This window comes from Pseudalkalibacillus salsuginis (assembly GCF_021646685.1).
Taxonomy (GTDB): Bacteria; Bacillota; Bacilli; order Bacillales; family Fictibacillaceae; genus Pseudalkalibacillus; species Pseudalkalibacillus salsuginis.
Map to the genome: position 1 here is coordinate 1 of NZ_JAKJHW010000015.1, position 17,626 is coordinate 17,626.

Here is a 17,626-nt window from a genome sequence, read left to right on the forward strand (position 1 = left end):
TATCAATTCTTACGTCAATCTTAGAGAAACCGCCGTATACGGATCCGTACGTACGGTGGTGTGAGAGGTCGGGGGTTAGTCACCCCCTCCTACTCGATTCAAGAAATCATTTAAGGCAGCAAAAGCAATTTTGCCAAGAAAGGTAATCGCAATTAAGTTAATAACAGCCATGATGCCCATGAACACGTCAGCTAAGCCCCAAACGGTCTCAAGCGAAGATAACGATCCAAAAGCTACCATACCGATGACGGCAAGTCGATAAAGGGTTAAACAAACTTTGTTTGTCTTTATAAATCCAATGTCCGAAATGAACACGAACAACAAAATAATAATGGCGATAAAAACAGTTGCCCAAGATCCAATTTCAGCATTTAATGCAGTTTGCGTCACAACAATACCGTTAGATTCAGAAGATTTATAAACACCTGATAATAAAATAATGAATGCTGTACAGCTACAATTAACAAATGTATCAACAAATACACCAAGTGCCTGGATAAGACCTTGCTTTACATGGTGGGTTACATCTGCAGTCAGCTGCATACCTCCATTAATGTTCTATAAAGTAAAAAGACTCGTCAACCTTGATATACCTTCTTTTATACGTTAAGAAAGCATAGCTTTTCATCGATGCAGCTAACGTACCAGGCACCGATCAGGAAGCTAACAGCGCCAAGACATACTGATCGGTGCCTGGTACATATGAAATGGTAATCGATTCCTCGTATGGATACATCCTCTTCATTCAAACTAAGACTATGGAAGGAAGAGAAAAAGGAGTCGAGTGCTGTTGAAGAAGTTTACCATATTGATGTTGATTTTAAGCTTTATTTTATCTGTTCCGCTTGATGCTTTTGCTTATTCGAACCAGAAGCATGATTGGTTTTTCAAGAGAAGCAAGGATCACCAGCCAGCTACAACCGATCAGAAATTCATTGATCTTCTTGAGAAGTACAATGGTTATTATATCGGGGATACACGTGAGAAAAATCTTTATCTCACATTCGATAACGGGTATGAAAATGGGTACACGGAAAAAGTGCTTGATGTATTAAAGGCCAAAAAGGTTCCGGCCGCATTTTTCGTAACAGGACATTATCTTAATGATCAATCGGAGCTTGTGAAACGGATGGTAGCGGAAGGCCATATCGTCGGAAACCATTCGTGGCACCATCCTGACCTTACTACTGTAAGTGATGAACGTCTGAAGCAGGAGCTTCAAAAAGTAAAAAATAAATACGAGGAACTTACAGGACAGAACGATATGATGTACCTGCGCCCGCCCCGTGGAGTTTTTAGTGAACGTACTTTAGCCCTTTCCGAAAAAGAAGGCTATATCAATGTATTCTGGTCACTGGCCTATATGGACTGGGTGACGAATCAGCAAAAAGGTGCTGATTATGCTTACCGTAGCATCATGAAACAAATTCACCCGGGATCGATTTTATTGCTGCATTCGGTTTCGAAAGATAATGCGGAAGCACTCGGAAAGGTGATTGATGACTTGCGGAAGCAAGGATATTCCTTTAAAAGCCTGGATCATCTTGTAGCGAACGACCGTATTCCTGACCCGATCGCAAACTGAATAACAGAGGCAGCCTTTGATACCATTCCGGAGGTTGTCTTTTTCTGTTTGACCCGTGATATAATAGGTCCGATTATAAAAGGACGGAGTGTATGTATGAAATCAACTGAAACAAAGCTGAAAGCAGGAGACACCATCCGGTTAGCCATCAAACGGTTAGGGATCAACGGAGAAGGCATCGGTTTTTACAATAAAAAGGTCACCTTCGTAACAGGAGCGCTTCCGGGGGAAGAAGTGATCGCAAGGGTGACGAAACCACTGCCTAACCGTATTGAAGCTGAAATGGTATCGATCAAAAAGAGATCGAAGGACCGTGTCAAACCGCCTTGCCCGATTTATGAACAATGCGGCGGCTGTCAGCTTCAGCATTTACGTTATGAAGCGCAGTTGAAAGAAAAGAAGGATATCGTACGGCAAGCATTCAGCCGATATACTGATTTTGACGCCCATCACTTGCCTTTGAAAGATACGATCGGGATGGAAGACCCATGGAATTACAGGAATAAAAGCCAGTTCCAGGTGGCTAAAAAAGGTGCAAGTGTGCTGGCTGGATTGTACGGTCTTGGCTCCCATAAACTGATCGATCTATCGAATTGTATGGTCCAGCATCCACAAACAACAAGTGCCACGAATACGGTAAAAAAGATTTTAGAGGACTTGAACATCTCAATTTATAATGAGCGGGAACGGTCGGGGATTGTAAGGACCATAGTCACCCGTGTAAGTTTCAGGACAGAAAAGGTTCAAGTCGTGTTAATCACGACTCAGCGGGAGATTCCGAAAAAGGATTTGCTTATAAAGGAAATGAAGAAGCGACTTCCAGAAGTCACGTCCATTCTCCAGAACATCAATGGCCAGAAAACCTCACTGATATTTGGAGATGAAACCATTCATTTAGAAGGCGATCAGACGATTCAAGAAACGTTAGGTGATCTTTCCTTCGAATTATCAGCAAGAGCTTTCTTCCAATTGAATCCTGTACAGACAGTCAAGCTTTATAACGAAGCCCGGAAAGCAGCGAAACTGACAGGGGAAGAGAAGGTGGTCGATGCTTATTGCGGTGTTGGGACGATCGGATTGTGGCTTTCAGAACGTGCTGGGGAGGTACGCGGTATGGATGTCATTGAAGAATCGATCAAGGATGCTAACGAAAATGCCGCACGTCACGGAATTAATAATGCAACTTACGTAACCGGGAAAGCAGAAGAACTGCTGCCGAAATGGCTGAAGGAAGGGTGGAAACCGGATGTCATCGTCGTCGATCCACCAAGGACCGGATGCGATATGACCTTTTTGAAGACGGTGGCAAAAATCCAACCGAAACGGATGGTATATGTTTCTTGCAACCCATCCACATTGGCGAAAGATGTGGACTATCTTACCAAACACAGCGGCTTTAAAATCGAACGACTCCAGCCTGTGGATATGTTTCCACATACAGCACACGTCGAAGCCATCGCCACCTTAGTAAGAAAGTAACATGTGTACCAGGCACCGATCGGGACTCCTTGGGGCACAAGGGTTCCGGATCGGTGCCTGGTACACTTTTTTTTATCAACAGTTTATCCACACAGTTGGGATAAATTGATATGAGGTCTGACAAGTTATTCACGTTTTTATTCACATTGTCCACATGTTCGATACACGTTTATACACATATCCACATTCATCCACAGGGGATAATCAAAACAAAGGAGACTTGCCGGGGAAGGGACAAGTCTCCTGTTCAGTCTTACAGAGGTTATTTACGTCTTGCGCGACGATCAGCCGCCCGTGCTCTCTCCTGCGCTTGCAGATCATCAGAGTCGGCAAGCTCTTGGGAAAACTCGACATCACGACCATCAGGTGCGATGTTCTGTTTGTTCTGTGCTTGGTTGCGAGAACGTTTGTCTTTTCCCATGAGTGAACCCTCCTTAGACAAATGGTGAGAGGATGACCTCTCGTTTATTATGATGTACAATCGTCAGGGAACTATAAGAGGAAAGAATGGGTAAACGTGTGAAAAATTGTAGTCATCCACATGTGTATAACTGGATTGGTTTGATGTACCTCAAGACATTTTTAATGATTAAAGTCCTGGTCTGCGCGATTATCCTTAAAGTCCGCGTAATAATTTAAATAATAGTGTAACTAATCCTGAAAATGGCGATACCATCCACAACATTCTCGGATTCATTCCTTCAATCAATCTCCATTGGCTAAATCTATTTGAGCCCATTAAAAGACCTGACCCCACCTGGGCCAGGTCATCCATCATACAGTATACGTTTTTAAGCCTCCATTGCTTCTTCGATAAGAGAAGACTGGCGTGCAGTGTACATATAGTAAGTATCCCGTTCAATTTGAAACAGGTTATACACATCTTCCTTCGCATTCAATTGTTCGCAGATGTCCGGTCTTGTTTCATTCGCGAGCGAAACGTATGGTATCTTCAATGCCGCGCGTTCTGACCGAGGATTCGTTTTACGGATCCGCATGAAGATCGTTTGAATGTTTTTTTCGAAAAACAACTCATTGAAAAATAGTTCTTTCGCCGTTTGATTATAGCCTTTTCCGTGGTATGGCTTGCCGATCCATGTTCCTAAAAAACCACAGTTATCCTGGATATCGAACAGGTTGATCGTACCGATCGGGCTTCCCCATTCATCTAAAATTGTTCTTGAGATCAGTTCCCCATTCTCTTCCGCCTCTATTGTCTGCTTTGTCAAAAAGATGAACTCTTCGACGGATCCAGCTTTGTGGCGCACAAAGGGGAAGACAGCCGGGTCTGCCATCAATTCATAAAGAACATGACATTCATTAAGATCACGTTTCTTTAACATGTTATACATCCTCCCAAAGAGGGTAGTCGACTCTACCCTCGAATTAAAATTTCTAATTCGGGGTGGGAATCGAACCCACTAAGACCAGATGTACTGGTGGCGCACCAATTGCCTTCCCTTACCTTTAAAATATTCTGTTTTGATTCCATTTTGCCAAACGACGAAAACATGGCTGAATCCCACGCGCGCCATGACTTTGCCACGCTTGCTTTATAACCATATCATAATCGATTTATATCCAAAATGGAACCAATATTTTTTGTTGAAATTCATCTTTTTTTGTCGAGGGTACTTGGCCTTATATCGTATGTTATTCCATCGCAATTCGTTCGTTTTCAACATGAAATTGGACAAGTATTCAGGCCATATGCGAATCGTCTCGGCCTTGTTCTTCAATTGAATTTCTTGTACACGATATGACCGCCGATCATTGTCAGATTCGGTAAGGCTGAAAAATGGAAAGGATGGTCATTCCATAACGTGATGTCCGCATCTTTTCCGATTTCTAAACTTCCTACCCTGTCGTCAATGCCGAGATTTTTTGCGGGATTGATCGTGATTCCCGCAAGCGAATTCTCAACCGATAGCCCTTCACGGACCGCTATGGCAGCGCACACATTCAAATATTGGATCGGTGTATAAGGATGATCTGTCGTAATCGACACAGTAACACCGTGATCAGTCAAAACCTTATACGTCTGCCATGTCTTGTTTTTCAGCTCTATTTTGGATTTCCTTGTCAAGGTTGGTCCAACGGATACTTGGAGATTACGGTCAATGAGTTCTGAAGCGACCAGATGCCCTTCTGTACAATGCTCAATCCGCAAATCCAGCCCAAATTCATCTGCGAATCGGAGTGCAGATAGAATGTCGTCTGCACGGTGGGCGTGGATACGGACTGGCATCTCCCGTTTCAAAACGGAAATAATCGGAGAAGTCCGTATGCAATCAGGGTTATCTGTGTTGATTGCTTTATAAAATTCTTCCCGTAGCATTCCCATGATCCCCATCCGGGTAATCGAATCGTTATGGCGCCCGCTGTGAATACGTTTCGGATTCTCACCGAGGGCGATTTTCAAACCTGCTTTTTCTTTCATGATCATTTTCTGGATATTCTGGCCGTATGTTTTTATGACAGCAGTCTGTCCGCCGATGACATTCGCACTTCCAGGCATAACGTGAGCTGTTGTTATTCCGAATTTGATGGCATCGTTAAACGCGATGTCCAAAGGATGTACCCCATCTATTGCTCTGATATGAGGTGTGAGGGGCTCGTGAGTTTCATTTGCATCGTTTCCAGCCCATCCGGTTCCTTCGTCATATAAACCCAAATGAGTATGTACATCAATGAAACCAGGCAGCAAGTGCATACCAGAGGCGTCAATCACTTTTGTGTAGCGATCACTATTGATCTTGTCTGCCATATTTTTGATTTTCCCGTCCTTAATCAAAAGATCCCCTTGAAATGGGGCAGACGTAACGGGATAAAGAATTGCATTTTTGAATAACGTTTTCATGCTATACCTCTTTCTATAAATGAACGATTGGATCGCGTAATTTTCCAAACTTGGTCCTTGGATCCAGTATATTCAATTTGGGCTTAACCCACGCCTTAAAATGGCTCAGGTACGGCCGCTTTTAAAATCAAGTATAGCTTTAACATGCATTTTAAGGAAGATTTTTTATCATTCGTAAATGGCTGTCAACGCAGATGAAAGGGTTGGATAATTGAACCTATATTCATGATCAAGTGCTTTCTGTGGATAAACCTTTTGTCCTTCCAGGATCAAGGAGCTCATTTCACCTAAGGTTACACGCAATACAAAACCAGGCAATGGAAACCAATGGGGACGATTCAAACAGCGTCCGAGAAGTCTTCCAAAGTCATTCATCTGGACAGGGTGGGGTGATGTTGTATTTAAAGCCCCTTCAATTTGCTTGTTTTGGATTGCAAAATCAATAAGCCCGATAACATCACGGATATGGATCCATGAATACCATTGTTCACCTGTACCGATCGGACCTCCGCCATAAAGCTTATATGGAAGTGCCATACGGGGTAAAGCACCTTCATCTTTATCAAGAATGAGACCGAATCTTGTACAAACGACTCGTACCCCGTTTTCCTTTGCATTCAATGCCTCTCTTTCCCATTGCTTTGTTACTTCAGCGAGGAATCCGCCACCCGGTTCTTCTGACCACTCATCGAATTTTTCAGTTTCAGAGGTACCGTAGTAACCGACAGCAGAAGCATTGATCAACACTTCAGGCTTCGTTTCCTGCAGCTTAATCAGGTTTAAGATCGAACGGGTTGCCTGGATTCTGCTAGATAGGATTTCTTCTTTCTTTTCTTCTGTCCATCTTCCGTTGATTGATTCACCAGCGAGGTTCACGATGGCATCAAGCCGCGGGAGTTCGTTCAGTTGATGATCATCTGAAAGCCATTTAATGTAGGTCACTCTTTCCTTTTCCGGTTTCCCATCAGGATTCCGTGTCAAAATATAAACGTCATGACCATTATCGGTCAAATGATCAGTCAACGCTTGTCCTACAAATCCAGAACCACCTGAGACGGCAATTTTCATCTATATCCCTCCTCAACCAGTATACTAAATAGTTCTCTATAGATTGTGTTTTCCCTTTTTAAGACAGGTTAATCAATAGATATGATAAAATATCAATGAGGTGGTGATCCGATGAAAATAGCAAAGATCACAGTCCAGAAGAAAAACAAAAGCCGGTTCAATGTATTTATAGATCGCGGTAATGGAGAAGAATTCGGTTTCAGCATCGACGAGGAAGTCTACATAAAGTCGGGTATCAGAAAGGGAATGGAGCTGACGAACGAAAACATCGAAGAGCTTCTGCTAGAAGACCAGTTCAGTAAGGGTTTGAATAGTGCGGTGCATTTCCTTTCATACCGAATGAGATCGATTCAGGAGGTCGATCAATACCTGTCGAAAAGGGAGATAGATCCTGTCACTAGAAAGGCGGTGATTGGACGGCTGCAAGAGATAGGGTACTTGAATGATCTTGATTTTGCGAAAATGTTCATCCGCAGTAAGATCGTGACTACAAAAAAGGGGCCAAAAGCGCTGAAACAAGAGCTTCATCAAAAAGGTGTAGACGGAAAAACCATTGAGGAAGCATTGATGGTTTACCCGCAGGATGAGCAAATTGAGGAAGCAACGAATCTAGTCCAGAAAAAAGTGAAGCAATACAAAAAACTAAGCGAAAATGCGCTTAAGCAAAAGCTTGCTCAATTTTTACAGCAGAAGGGTTTTTCGTGGAGTGTAATTGAACAAGCCATTGAAAAAGCCTCTCTTGAAAAAGACGAAGAAGAGGAAAGAGAGGCGTTGGAACTGCAAGCCCAGAAAGCGCATCGGAAATACGGTAAATTCACTGGGTGGGAATACAAGCAAAAAATGAAACAGTCCCTTTATCGTAAAGGTTTTCCGATAGAAATGATCGAGGAATGGCTCGATGCTAACCAGAACTTCAACGATCAATAAACAGTTCCGCTTGTCCGGTGTTCTGTTCCACAATAAACTTGGCTACTTCGTCTGGGCTTTTAAGCCGTGAACGATCCTTGATATGATCGGTTTCCTTCCAAAACGGGGTATCCATGCCGCCCATATAGACCGCGGTTACCTTGATGGCGGTTTCTTCAAGCTCTTTGATCAGACTCTCTGTAAATCCTCTGACAGCAAACTTGCTTGCGACATAGACGGATTCGTTTTTTTTGCCGCGCAATCCCGCTGTTGAAATGATATTAAGTATTTGGCCTTCACCTTGTTCCAGCAATACAGGAATGGCAGCACGCGTCATATTGATCGTCCCTTTGACATTTGTAGCCATGACTTGATCGATCTCTTCATTTGTGTAAGAGTTCAGAGGACCAAAGCAGCCTGTCCCTGCATTATTAATGAAGATGTCAATTTTCGCTGATTTTAAGAGCGACTGGATTGTGGTTTGGACTTCATTGTAGTCAGTGATATCACAAACGATGCTTGTTGCATTCCCGCCAGTTTGTTTAATGATATTTTCAACTTTTTCAAGTGTTTGGAATGTACGGCCGACAAGATAAACATGGCAGCCTTCAGTACTATAACGGAGAGCCAGACTTTTGCCAAGTCCTGTCCCTGCCCCGGTTATCAATACGCTTTTCATGGTAAAAAACACTCCTTGGTATCGGTTTCTCCATTATGCTAGCATACCTTTTCCCAATGGCAAAATAAGGTCAAATGTTTTTATACTTTAGGATGAATACAGGAGGTTAGGTTAATGGGTAAATTATTCAGCGAGATGAGTGAATTTGAAATACATGAAGAAATCAGAAATCTGACAGAGAAAGCCCGGAAAGCGGAGCAACATGGCATTGTGAATGAAGTAGCTGTGTATGAACGAAAAATTGCCATGGCGAAAAGCTATCTGCTTGATCCATCAGATTATAAAAAAGGTAAAGTGTACGAGTTAGAAAATGACCCGGGAAGTACATTTGAAATTTCATATATGAATGGCGTTTTTGCCTGGGGGTATCGGAATGATAATAAAGAGCTTGAAGCATTTCCGATTTCAATGCTGAACAGTAGAGAGTAAAAAGGGTGACTCAAGCCGTGGCGGTCTGCCTTATTAATGGCTTCCGTCAAACAACGATGAGTCAACGCCTTTAAAAAAGCTTGTTAAGAGCGCTTACGTGTTTCCACTTTCAATACATGATTGTGTAAGCTTCGTTCAGTTTCACCGTTCACCTGATGGAAAGAGTGCTTTGGGTTAGCTCGAGGTGATTGGAAAGGATCTTCATAGGCAGGATGCAGCCTGTCACGGTTGTCTTTTGCCATGAGTTGACACCTCCTCACATGGTAGCTCTAGCTTTAGGAACGATTGGATCGACTCATCCGTTCTTGCGGTTGAATCTGGGTCTTGCCATCAGTTCGTTTAGAGGCATATTCTCCTTTTGCACGTGCTTCGCCATCAGGAGACATGGTATGAGGAAAGTTCTTTGCTTTATTGCGCATTGGTGACACTCCTTTCTAAACGATATTTATATTATGGGATAATCAACAGGTCAATATGTCGGGGAATTATTTACATGGAAACGAGGAAATCACAATGGAAGAAATCTTTCATGATCTAGCTGAACAATTAAGGAGAAAAAATCCGCATCTGACTTATGAAGAAGCGCGAAGCTGGGTAGAGGCTTTATGGGAAGACTTCGAATCGACCAGGGCACGTGCAGGCCGGAGTTATGAAGGCCAGCAAGTGACTGAGCGGATCGTCCGTGAATGGATCACACGATTTGGAGGTAAACTCCATGAATATTTCAGTGCCAATCCCAAGTTCCAGCACTTGTTGAAAAAAAGTCCGAAGCATTGACCTTGAATGGGCCGAATGATATATCGGTGCTGATCGAAAATATATCGGTGCAAATCAGAGATATATCGGTGCTGATCGAAAATATATCGGTGCAAATCAGAAATATATCGTTAATTTTCATCAAACAAAAAGGCTGATTCCAGATTCTCGATGATCGGAACAGCCTTTTATTATTTACACATTAATTGGTAGTAGCAACATCCAGTTTACGCCGCAATGTTTTCTCACTGTAGACCCAGCCTGTAAAAGAACTGGTGATGTTGAGCTCTTCATCCAATTTTACGACAGCTACGAACGGATAATGGCCTTTAGATCGGTATCTTAAATCGATGAACCGGACTTCATACCCATTTTCCTCTTTATCCTCTTCAACTTCCCATCGGTAGACAGGCGAGAAGGACAGGAATGCAGCCAGGTTCGAATCCTTGACTGCTTCATCTACGATCGGATTTTTCGGAACCGGTTTACGCTCGTATTCATCGTGGATTGTTAGCTTGTCATTTTTCACTTCTATGACATGGAAATGCCCGGGACTCATGACGGCTACGTGTTTTTGACCCCATCTTATCGTTGGACACACGATAACCTTCGTCGCATCTGGTACTTCCTTTTTGACCATCTTTATCGTTTGCCTTTTTGAGAGGTAACGCCAAATATAATATCCTATCAGCACGATATAAATCGTCAAAAATGTGTAACCAGGGTTAAACCCTTGGTACCAAAGGATGAACCCGACGATATGCGCAAAAAATATGAAAGGATCGAATATATTGATCATCCCATGTGCAATCCACTTTTTAGAAAAGGGATGCAGAGCCTGGGTACCGTATGAATTGAAAATATCAACGAAAACATGCAGGAATACAGATAAGAAAGTCCATAACCATACATGCAGCATGTTCGCACCCGGAAAAAACATTTCAAGACATCCTACAATCAACAGCGGCCAGAACACTACTGCCGGTATTGAATGCGTAATGCCACGGTGGTTTCTTAAATAGACTGCATTACTTTTCAGTTTCAATATCGTATCAAAATCGGGGGCGTTTGACCCAATGATTGTCCCCATCAAAACAACCTGTGTTGTGAGGGGATCCTGCGCGATGACTGGATCTAAGGTGGCGAGTCCACCCAGCCCGATACCCATAACGATATGTGTACCTGTATCCATTCTTTTAATGAAGCCTCCTCAGAAAAACAATTTTACAAACGGGTTCAGTTTGCCCTTAGTGTATCCAAAAATTCAAGTTCAAGTGATATCCAGCTCAATCGCCCATCCACTTGGACCACTTCAGACCTCCTGAGGTAGCCTGGATCATCCTGTGACCTTCGTAGTTAAGCAGGCCCTTGCGCTTGTCTTTAAATCATTTTATCATCCTCAGTAGTTTATAGTATAGTTTAGGACATGATGGTGTTTCTTTCTGCCTACATATTTCAATATACTATCATGATGGAGGTTTAAAGTTGCCTATAAAATCAAATGACGATTTTGAAATAACATTAGATATAGATGCTTTCCAAACTGATTTACTCTCCTGGTATGAAGCTGATCATAGGGACCTGCCTTGGAGAAGGGATCAGGATCCATATAAAATCTGGGTCTCTGAAATCATGCTTCAGCAAACACGTGTAGATACGGTCATCCCTTATTTCAAACGGTTCATGGAATTATTTCCAACTGTCACAGCACTAGCGAATGCAGATGAAGAAAAAGTACTGAAGGCCTGGGAAGGGTTAGGTTATTACTCCCGTGCCCGGAATCTTCAAGCTGCAGTCCGCGAAGTCGAAGAGAAATATCAAGGGATTGTCCCGGATCGCCCGAAAGAGATCCAAGCTTTAAAAGGTGTCGGTCCATATACAGCTGGAGCAATTGCAAGCATTGCATTCGGCCTTCCAGAGCCAGCGGTCGACGGCAATGTCATGCGTGTCCTCTCAAGGATTTTATTGATCGATGAAGATATCGCCAAGCCTCAAACACGCAAAGTTTTTGAAGAGGCTGTACGTATCCTTATTTCTAAAGAAAATCCATCTCATTTCAACCAGGGTTTGATGGAACTGGGTGCTACCATTTGTACACCGAAAAATCCCTCATGTATGCTCTGTCCTGTGCAATCCTATTGTAAAGCTTTCGATGAAGGTTTGCAGGCTGAGCTTCCTGTCAAAAAGAAAAAGCTTAAAAATAAAACGTTAAAGATCGCCGTTGCTTTACTTGAAAATCAACAAGGCGAAACGATCATTGAAAAAAGGCCAGAAAAAGGATTGCTTGCGAACCTATGGCAATTTCCAAACCATGAAACAGTAGACGGAAATACGTTTCCCCAAAAAGAACAGCTAAAGGTTCACTTAGAGGAAAAATACCCTATTCAAGCTGATCTAAACGACCGGGTACTCGAATTCCAACATATCTTCTCCCATTTAACATGGAAAATCACTGTTTATTCCGGGAAGTTTACCGCAAACGAATCACTAGATGAAGGGATGCTCGTCTCTAAAGAACAGCTGGAGTTATATCCCTTACCTGTACCTCATCAAAAAATAGCTGCACTATGGAAAGGAGAATGATTAGTGAACTTGAATCTTGAAGGTAAATCAGCCCTTGTAACAGGCGGTTCGAGAGGGATCGGAAAAGCAATAGCTGAAGTTTTATTGACAGAAGGTGTAAGGGTTGGAATTTGTGCCAGGGGAAAAGAGGATCTGGAAAAAGTGAAACAAGAACTAGGAGGTATTTCAATTTACCAGGGAGACTTGACCGATGAGAGTATGAGGGAAAAAATATTCGAAGACTTCATCGCTGACCATGGATCGATTGATATCCTGGTAAATAATGCAGGCGGAAGTAATGGCGGGAGCATTGGGGAAACAACCGTCGATCAATTCAGAGACGCAATGGAGTTGAATTTTCATTCTGCTGTCCATTTCAGTAAGCTCGCCTTACAAAGAATGAAGGAACGTAACCTGGGATCGATCATCAATATCTCAAGCATTTACGGTCGGGAATCAGGGGGAAAACCGACCTATAACAGTTCAAAAGCGGCTTTGATCAGTTTTACAAAGGCATTAGCAGATGAGGTGATCCCATATGGCATCCGGGTAAACGGTATTGCACCAGGAGCCATTCTTCATCCGTCCGGAAACTGGCAAAAAAGACTGGGTGAAAACCCAGAGAAAATCAATAAATTTGTAGAGAATGAAATTCCTGGAGGCCGTTTTGGGAAGGTCGAAGAAATCGCGGATGTTGTCGCCTTTTTAGCATCTGAACGGGCAAGCTGGGTCATAGGGGCGACCCTTAACGTCGATGGCGGACAATCTTATTCAAATAGTTGAATTATACAACTTGAAGGAGTGCAGAACCCTTCGATTACAGTCGTTTGACCGATAGAGGCTCTATTTTGACCGTAAAAACCCACTTTTCAACAAAACGGCTGTCTCCTCAAAAGATGACAGCCGTTTGTCCCTTTATTCGTAATTCGGGCGTGTCCCATGGCTCCAGTCCGCTTCATCCCGGTGCAAGCCGCCACGTCTTTCGATTTCTTCAATGATATCTTGATGGATTGAAGTCCCTTCACTGTTCAAGTAAGGAGTCATTTGCTGTAACGAATGATGGAAAAACGCCAATTCTTTATCAGTCCATTCCTCGGTCGACAGTGTTGTCAATTCCGTCATATCCCTGCCTACATACATGATTTTTCCTCCTTGTACCATAGCTTTAATGTACGTTTACCCTGTACGTATTGAATTTAATCTTTCCTTCACTTCTCGAATTATGTATGGTAAATGGTACATCCTGAATTGCCGGATAACACACCCCTGTGATGGTTAAATTAACTCATGTGGAGGTGAGACTCATGGCAAAACAACAAAAGCCAGGACAACAAACACAAGCTGGAACAAACATTCAGCATGTGAAACAACAAAACGCTCAACAACAAGCTGGACAACAACAAGCTGGCCAATTCGCTGCTGAATTCGGTAGTGAGAAGACTAACGCTCAAGAAGTTCGTCGTCAGAACCAGCAAGCTCAACAAAAAGCTGGTCAACAGCAAGGTGCTCAGCAACAAGCTGGACAACAACAGGCTGGCCAATTCGCTGCTGAATTCGGTAGTGAGAAGACTAACCCTCAAGAAGTTCGTCGTCAAAACCAGCAGGCTCAACAAAGAGCTCAACAGCAACAACAGCGTAACAAATAGTTATCTTCCACAAAGCACTCTCGACATTGTCGGGGGTGCTTTTCCACGACCAACCACTTGGATCACTTCAGGGCACTCCTTCGGCGGTCGACACATTGAAGTACTATTTAAGAAGTTACCCACGCAGAACCGAACTTTGTTTGGTTCGAGCCTCCTCGTCGGACTTCCAGTGACCTTCTGGTTAACCAGGGCGTTTGCGCTTTTCTTGTTAGCTTAGCGCCGCGCAAATGATTTTGTGTTACCATGCTTTCTTTATTATGATTAAAGAACCACAACGTCAGGCTAAAATGAAATAAGAAAGGGTGAGCTCCAATGTGTGGAAGATTTACGCTGACAGCTGAGATCGATCTTCTGATGGATTGGTTTAAAATTGACGAGTTTGCATCAGAATTTGATTTACCTGCACGATATAATATCGCACCATCCCAAGATATACTCGCCATCGTTGCAAATGGCGAGAAACGGCGAGCAGGATTTTTAAAGTGGGGGTTGGTGCCTTTCTGGGCGAAAGATCCTTCAATCGGGTACAAGTTGATCAATGCTAGGGCGGAAACCGTTCCTGAAAAACCGAGCTTCAAGCATGCCTTCAAAAAAAGAAGATGTCTCATCCTGGCTGATGGTTTTTTTGAATGGAAAAAGGACGGCAAACATAAACAACCTAAATACATAAAGATGAAGGATGGGAAACCGTTCGCCTTTGCAGGGTTATGGGAAAAGTGGAAGGATGATCAAGGGACGCCGGTCTATACATGTACGATCCTTACTACTGAACCTAATGAACTGATGGCTGATATCCATAATCGGATGCCAGTCATTTTACCTAAAGAGGATTATGCTCAATGGCTTCAGTGGGACGGAGAGACGGAAGCATTGATGGAAATGATGAAACCATTTTCTGCCTCAAAAATGATGGCTTATGATGTACCGACGATTGTGAACTCCCCTCGCAATGATGTTCCTGAATGTATAGAAAGTGTGTCCTCCTAAAATGCACATTCATTTTCATTTGCAGGTTTAGAGGATATAATAGGAAGAGAAAATTTTTAGAAGGCGAAAAAAACCTTAGCAATACAAAATGCAAGGAAGGAGTTTCTTATGTCTTTTCCGACCACTGGAAGTTCAATTCAAATTCAGAGTTACAAACATAATGGGCAGCTGCACCGTGTATGGGAAGAAACGATTGTGCTTAAAGGAACTTCCTCAGTAGTAATTGGCGGAAATGACCGTATCATAGTCACTGAGTCTGACGGAAGGCAATGGCGGACAAGAGAACCTGCGATCTGTTATTTCAATGCTGAACAATGGTTCAATGTCATCGGGATGCTGCGGGAGCACGGAATTCATTACTACTGTAATTTAGGAACTCCTTTTACGTATGATGATGAAGCCCTGAAGTATATTGATTACGATTTGGATGTAAAAGTATTTCCGGATATGACCTATACGATTTTGGATGAGGATGAATTTGCTCTTCATCGTAAGGAAATGGATTACCCGAAAGAAATCAACGATATCTTGAAACGGAATTTAGATGAATTATGTTCGATGATCAATCAACGAAAGGGGCCTTTTGAGCCTGAATTCATTGAAAATTGGTATGAACGATTCCTGGAATACCGTTAAAGAAAGGGGCTGACACATTAAACTAGTCAGCTCCTTCTATATACATAAGTCATCTGGAGGTGGTTCCTACGAGTAGTACAAAACGATATATGAAGTTTGTCCGACCCTACACGAAGCAGATCATCGTGACAGTCATCATCGGAATCTTCAAATTTGGCATACCTTTGTTAATTCCTTTGATCTTAAAATATGTCGTTGATGATGTCATCAATGCAAATATCAGTGTTGAAGAGAAGTTATCCCGCTTGTCCTGGGTATTGGGCGGCGCTTTTTTTGTATTTGTCGTATTAAGGCCGCCAATCGAGTATTACCGTCAATATTATGCCCAGTGGACAGCAAGTAAGATTTTATACGATGTCCGTGATAACCTGTACAGCCATATTCAGAAGCTCAGCCTCAAATTTTATTCCAATACGAAAGTGGGCGAAATCATTTCACGGGTCATCCATGACGTTGAGCAGACGAAGGCATTTGTCGTTACCGGCCTGATGAATGTTTGGCTCGATATGTTCACCATTGTCATCGCCATCATCATTATGAGTACGATGGACGTGTGGCTGACACTTGTGGCTATTTCCTTGCTGCCACTTTACGCGTTGTCAGTTAAATACTTTTACAGCAGGTTGAGAATGCTGACGAAGGATCGTTCCCAGGCATTAGCTGAAGTTCAAGGTCACCTTCATGAGCGGGTCCAAGGCATAACGGTGATCAGAAGCTTTGCCATCGAGGATTATGAACATGAACAGTTCGATGTACGCAATTCGAATTTTTTGCATCGTGCCCTCGATCATACATCATGGAATGCAAGGACTTTTGCTGTCGTCAATACGATTACGGATATTGCGCCGATGCTTGTCATCGGGGTCGCGGGATATTTTGCAATTACAGAAAAAATAACCGTTGGTTCGATGGTTGCTTTCGTTGCTTATATGGATCGTCTTTATAATCCATTACGGCGATTGGTGAACTCTTCTACCACACTGACCCAGGCGATCGCTTCCATGGATCGTGTTTTTGATTTCATGGATGAAGAATATGATATCGAAGACAATCCGAGGGCTAAAAAACTCGAGCATGTGGATGGAAACGTATCCTTTGATCATGTCACTTTCCAATACAATGAAGATGAAGAGCATGTTTTAAAGGATATCCGACTTGATGTGAAAGCTGGTGAAACGATCGCACTTGTCGGGATGAGCGGGGGAGGTAAATCCTCTTTAGTAAGCTTGATCCCTAGATTTTACGATGTGACAAGCGGCAGGATATTGTTGGATGGTCAAGATATCCGCAACTTTCAAGTCCGCTCGCTAAGAGATAAAATCGGCATGGTACTTCAAGATAATATCTTGTTCAGTGAATCTGTCCGTATGAATATCAAGATGGGAAATCCGCATGCTTCGGATGAAGAAATGATCAATGCTGCAAAGGCTGCGAATGCTCATGACTTCATTATAAAACTTCCGCAAGGATATGATACGAAAATTGGTGAACGCGGGGTGAAGCTTTCTGGGGGACAGAAGCAACGGCTTGCGATAGCCAGGGTATTCCTCAAGAATCCACCATTGCTCGTACTCGATGAAGCAACGTCTGCTCTGGATTTGGAAAGCGAACAGCTTATCCAGGAATCGTTGCAGGATTTGGCAAATGACCGGACAACCTTTATTGTGGCACATCGGTTGGCCACGATCACACATGCCGATCGGATTGTTGTCATTGAAGATGGGGTTATATCCGAAACCGGATCCCATGAAGAATTGATGATGAAGAAGGGCAGTTATTACAATTTGTTTACTGTACAGGCATTAGGTGAATAATCGTTTGTAATATTTCAATGAGGTTGGTATCCCTATACCAGCCTCTTTTTTAATAGATAAATACTCCATTTAATGAATTTAAAATAGTGTTTTATACCTATTTTTGAAAGATAAAAAGGAAAAAAGAAGGAATTTAACACCGCTTGTCAAATAGTAAATTAGGTGTATATTTTCATTTTTCTAAATTTTTTGTGTTGTCAAACAAGTGTAGTGATGTCA

Annotated in this window: 20 protein-coding genes and 1 pseudogene; 11 read left to right on the forward strand and 10 right to left on the reverse strand. The window is 42.7% G+C overall.

Annotation, left to right across the window (positions count from 1 at the left end; genetic code table 11):
- Nucleotides 1-93: 93 nt before the first annotated feature.
- Nucleotides 94-534: pseudogene (locus L1611_RS19975) on the reverse strand (alanine:cation symporter family protein); the annotation flags it as partial.
- 277 nt (nucleotides 535-811) lie between these two features.
- On the opposite strand from L1611_RS19975, the gene pdaA reads away from it, so the two are divergent.
- Nucleotides 812-1,585 carry a delta-lactam-biosynthetic de-N-acetylase gene (gene pdaA / locus L1611_RS19980; RefSeq protein WP_236315480.1) on the forward strand — a complete coding sequence of 258 codons (774 nt, stop codon included), beginning with the start codon at nucleotides 812-814 and terminating at the stop codon, nucleotides 1,583-1,585.
- 96 nt (nucleotides 1,586-1,681) lie between these two features.
- Nucleotides 1,682-3,064, forward strand: a complete 1,383-nt coding sequence (gene rlmD / locus L1611_RS19985; protein ID WP_236315430.1) for a 23S rRNA (uracil(1939)-C(5))-methyltransferase RlmD — start codon at nucleotides 1,682-1,684, stop codon at nucleotides 3,062-3,064.
- A 262-nt stretch (nucleotides 3,065-3,326) separates the two neighbouring features.
- On the opposite strand, the gene L1611_RS19990 is transcribed toward rlmD, so the two are convergent.
- The 4 genes from L1611_RS19990 to L1611_RS20005 all read right to left on the reverse strand — a co-directional run bounded on the left by L1611_RS19990 (nucleotide 3,327) and on the right by L1611_RS20005 (nucleotide 6,992).
- On the reverse strand, nucleotides 3,327-3,485 hold the full coding sequence (locus L1611_RS19990) for a YfhD family protein (protein WP_236315431.1): 159 nt from the start codon (nucleotides 3,483-3,485) through the stop codon (nucleotides 3,327-3,329).
- A gap of 370 nt (nucleotides 3,486-3,855) precedes the next feature.
- Nucleotides 3,856-4,407, reverse strand: coding sequence for a GNAT family N-acetyltransferase (locus L1611_RS19995; RefSeq protein ID WP_236315432.1), 552 nt, complete (start codon nucleotides 4,405-4,407; stop codon nucleotides 3,856-3,858).
- A gap of 392 nt (nucleotides 4,408-4,799) precedes the next feature.
- Nucleotides 4,800-5,924 carry an amidohydrolase gene (locus L1611_RS20000; protein ID WP_236315433.1) on the reverse strand — a complete coding sequence of 375 codons (1,125 nt, stop codon included), beginning with the start codon at nucleotides 5,922-5,924 and terminating at the stop codon, nucleotides 4,800-4,802.
- 168 nt (nucleotides 5,925-6,092) lie between these two features.
- Nucleotides 6,093-6,992 (reverse strand): TIGR01777 family oxidoreductase, encoded by a 900-nt coding sequence (locus tag L1611_RS20005; RefSeq protein ID WP_236315434.1) that lies wholly within the window; start codon nucleotides 6,990-6,992, stop codon nucleotides 6,093-6,095.
- Between the two features lie 111 nt (nucleotides 6,993-7,103).
- Here L1611_RS20005 and recX point away from each other — a divergent pair, with 111 nt between their 5' ends.
- Complete coding sequence (recX, locus tag L1611_RS20010) at nucleotides 7,104-7,919, forward strand: recombination regulator RecX (protein WP_236315435.1); 816 nt, start codon at nucleotides 7,104-7,106, stop codon at nucleotides 7,917-7,919.
- Here recX and L1611_RS20015 read toward each other — a convergent pair.
- The gene (locus L1611_RS20015; protein WP_236315436.1) at nucleotides 7,906-8,577 is read right to left on the reverse strand and encodes an SDR family NAD(P)-dependent oxidoreductase; all 672 of its coding nucleotides are present in this window, start codon (nucleotides 8,575-8,577) and stop codon (nucleotides 7,906-7,908) included. The two genes, recX and L1611_RS20015, sit on opposite strands and share 14 nt — an antisense overlap.
- Before the next feature lie 114 nt (nucleotides 8,578-8,691).
- Here L1611_RS20015 and L1611_RS20020 point away from each other — a divergent pair, with 114 nt between their 5' ends.
- The gene (locus L1611_RS20020) at nucleotides 8,692-9,006 is read left to right on the forward strand and encodes a YfhH family protein (protein WP_236315437.1); all 315 of its coding nucleotides are present in this window, start codon (nucleotides 8,692-8,694) and stop codon (nucleotides 9,004-9,006) included.
- An 83-nt stretch (nucleotides 9,007-9,089) separates the two neighbouring features.
- On the opposite strand, the gene L1611_RS20025 is transcribed toward L1611_RS20020, so the two are convergent.
- Nucleotides 9,090-9,248, reverse strand: a complete 159-nt coding sequence (locus L1611_RS20025; RefSeq protein ID WP_221568558.1) for a YpzG family protein — start codon at nucleotides 9,246-9,248, stop codon at nucleotides 9,090-9,092.
- Between the two features lie 33 nt (nucleotides 9,249-9,281).
- Nucleotides 9,282-9,425 (reverse strand): small, acid-soluble spore protein K, encoded by a 144-nt coding sequence (gene sspK, locus L1611_RS20030; protein ID WP_236315438.1) that lies wholly within the window; start codon nucleotides 9,423-9,425, stop codon nucleotides 9,282-9,284.
- 94 nt (nucleotides 9,426-9,519) lie between these two features.
- Here sspK and L1611_RS20035 point away from each other — a divergent pair, with 94 nt between their 5' ends.
- Complete coding sequence (locus L1611_RS20035) at nucleotides 9,520-9,783, forward strand: YfhJ family protein (RefSeq protein ID WP_236315439.1); 264 nt, start codon at nucleotides 9,520-9,522, stop codon at nucleotides 9,781-9,783.
- A 181-nt stretch (nucleotides 9,784-9,964) separates the two neighbouring features.
- Here the strand turns inward: L1611_RS20035 and L1611_RS20040 are convergent, their stop codons facing one another.
- Entirely contained in the window at nucleotides 9,965-10,954 is a 990-nt protein-coding gene (locus L1611_RS20040) for a metal-dependent hydrolase (protein ID WP_236315440.1), read from the reverse strand.
- A 293-nt stretch (nucleotides 10,955-11,247) separates the two neighbouring features.
- Between L1611_RS20040 and mutY the strand changes: the two genes are divergently transcribed.
- Both mutY and L1611_RS20050 read left to right on the forward strand, forming a co-directional pair.
- Nucleotides 11,248-12,345, forward strand: coding sequence for an A/G-specific adenine glycosylase (gene mutY, locus L1611_RS20045; protein WP_236315441.1), 1,098 nt, complete (start codon nucleotides 11,248-11,250; stop codon nucleotides 12,343-12,345).
- Between the two features lie 3 nt (nucleotides 12,346-12,348).
- Nucleotides 12,349-13,107, forward strand: coding sequence for an SDR family NAD(P)-dependent oxidoreductase (locus L1611_RS20050; RefSeq protein WP_236315442.1), 759 nt, complete (start codon nucleotides 12,349-12,351; stop codon nucleotides 13,105-13,107).
- A 132-nt stretch (nucleotides 13,108-13,239) separates the two neighbouring features.
- Here L1611_RS20050 and L1611_RS20055 read toward each other — a convergent pair whose 3' ends face one another.
- Nucleotides 13,240-13,464, reverse strand: a complete 225-nt coding sequence (locus tag L1611_RS20055; RefSeq protein ID WP_236315443.1) for a hypothetical protein — start codon at nucleotides 13,462-13,464, stop codon at nucleotides 13,240-13,242.
- A 164-nt stretch (nucleotides 13,465-13,628) separates the two neighbouring features.
- On the opposite strand from L1611_RS20055, the gene L1611_RS20060 reads away from it, so the two are divergent.
- From L1611_RS20060 to L1611_RS20075, 4 genes are all read left to right on the forward strand, one after another.
- Nucleotides 13,629-13,970: a gamma-type small acid-soluble spore protein gene (locus L1611_RS20060; protein WP_236315444.1), complete on the forward strand. Its 342-nt coding sequence runs from the start codon at nucleotides 13,629-13,631 to the stop codon at nucleotides 13,968-13,970.
- A 312-nt stretch (nucleotides 13,971-14,282) separates the two neighbouring features.
- Nucleotides 14,283-14,957, forward strand: coding sequence for an SOS response-associated peptidase (locus tag L1611_RS20065; RefSeq protein ID WP_236315445.1), 675 nt, complete (start codon nucleotides 14,283-14,285; stop codon nucleotides 14,955-14,957).
- Between the two features lie 108 nt (nucleotides 14,958-15,065).
- Nucleotides 15,066-15,593 (forward strand): nucleoside tri-diphosphate phosphatase, encoded by a 528-nt coding sequence (gene ntdP / locus L1611_RS20070; RefSeq protein WP_236315446.1) that lies wholly within the window; start codon nucleotides 15,066-15,068, stop codon nucleotides 15,591-15,593.
- 89 nt (nucleotides 15,594-15,682) lie between these two features.
- Entirely contained in the window at nucleotides 15,683-17,407 is a 1,725-nt protein-coding gene (locus L1611_RS20075) for an ABC transporter ATP-binding protein (RefSeq protein ID WP_236315447.1), read from the forward strand.
- Nucleotides 17,408-17,626 lie beyond the last annotated feature (219 nt).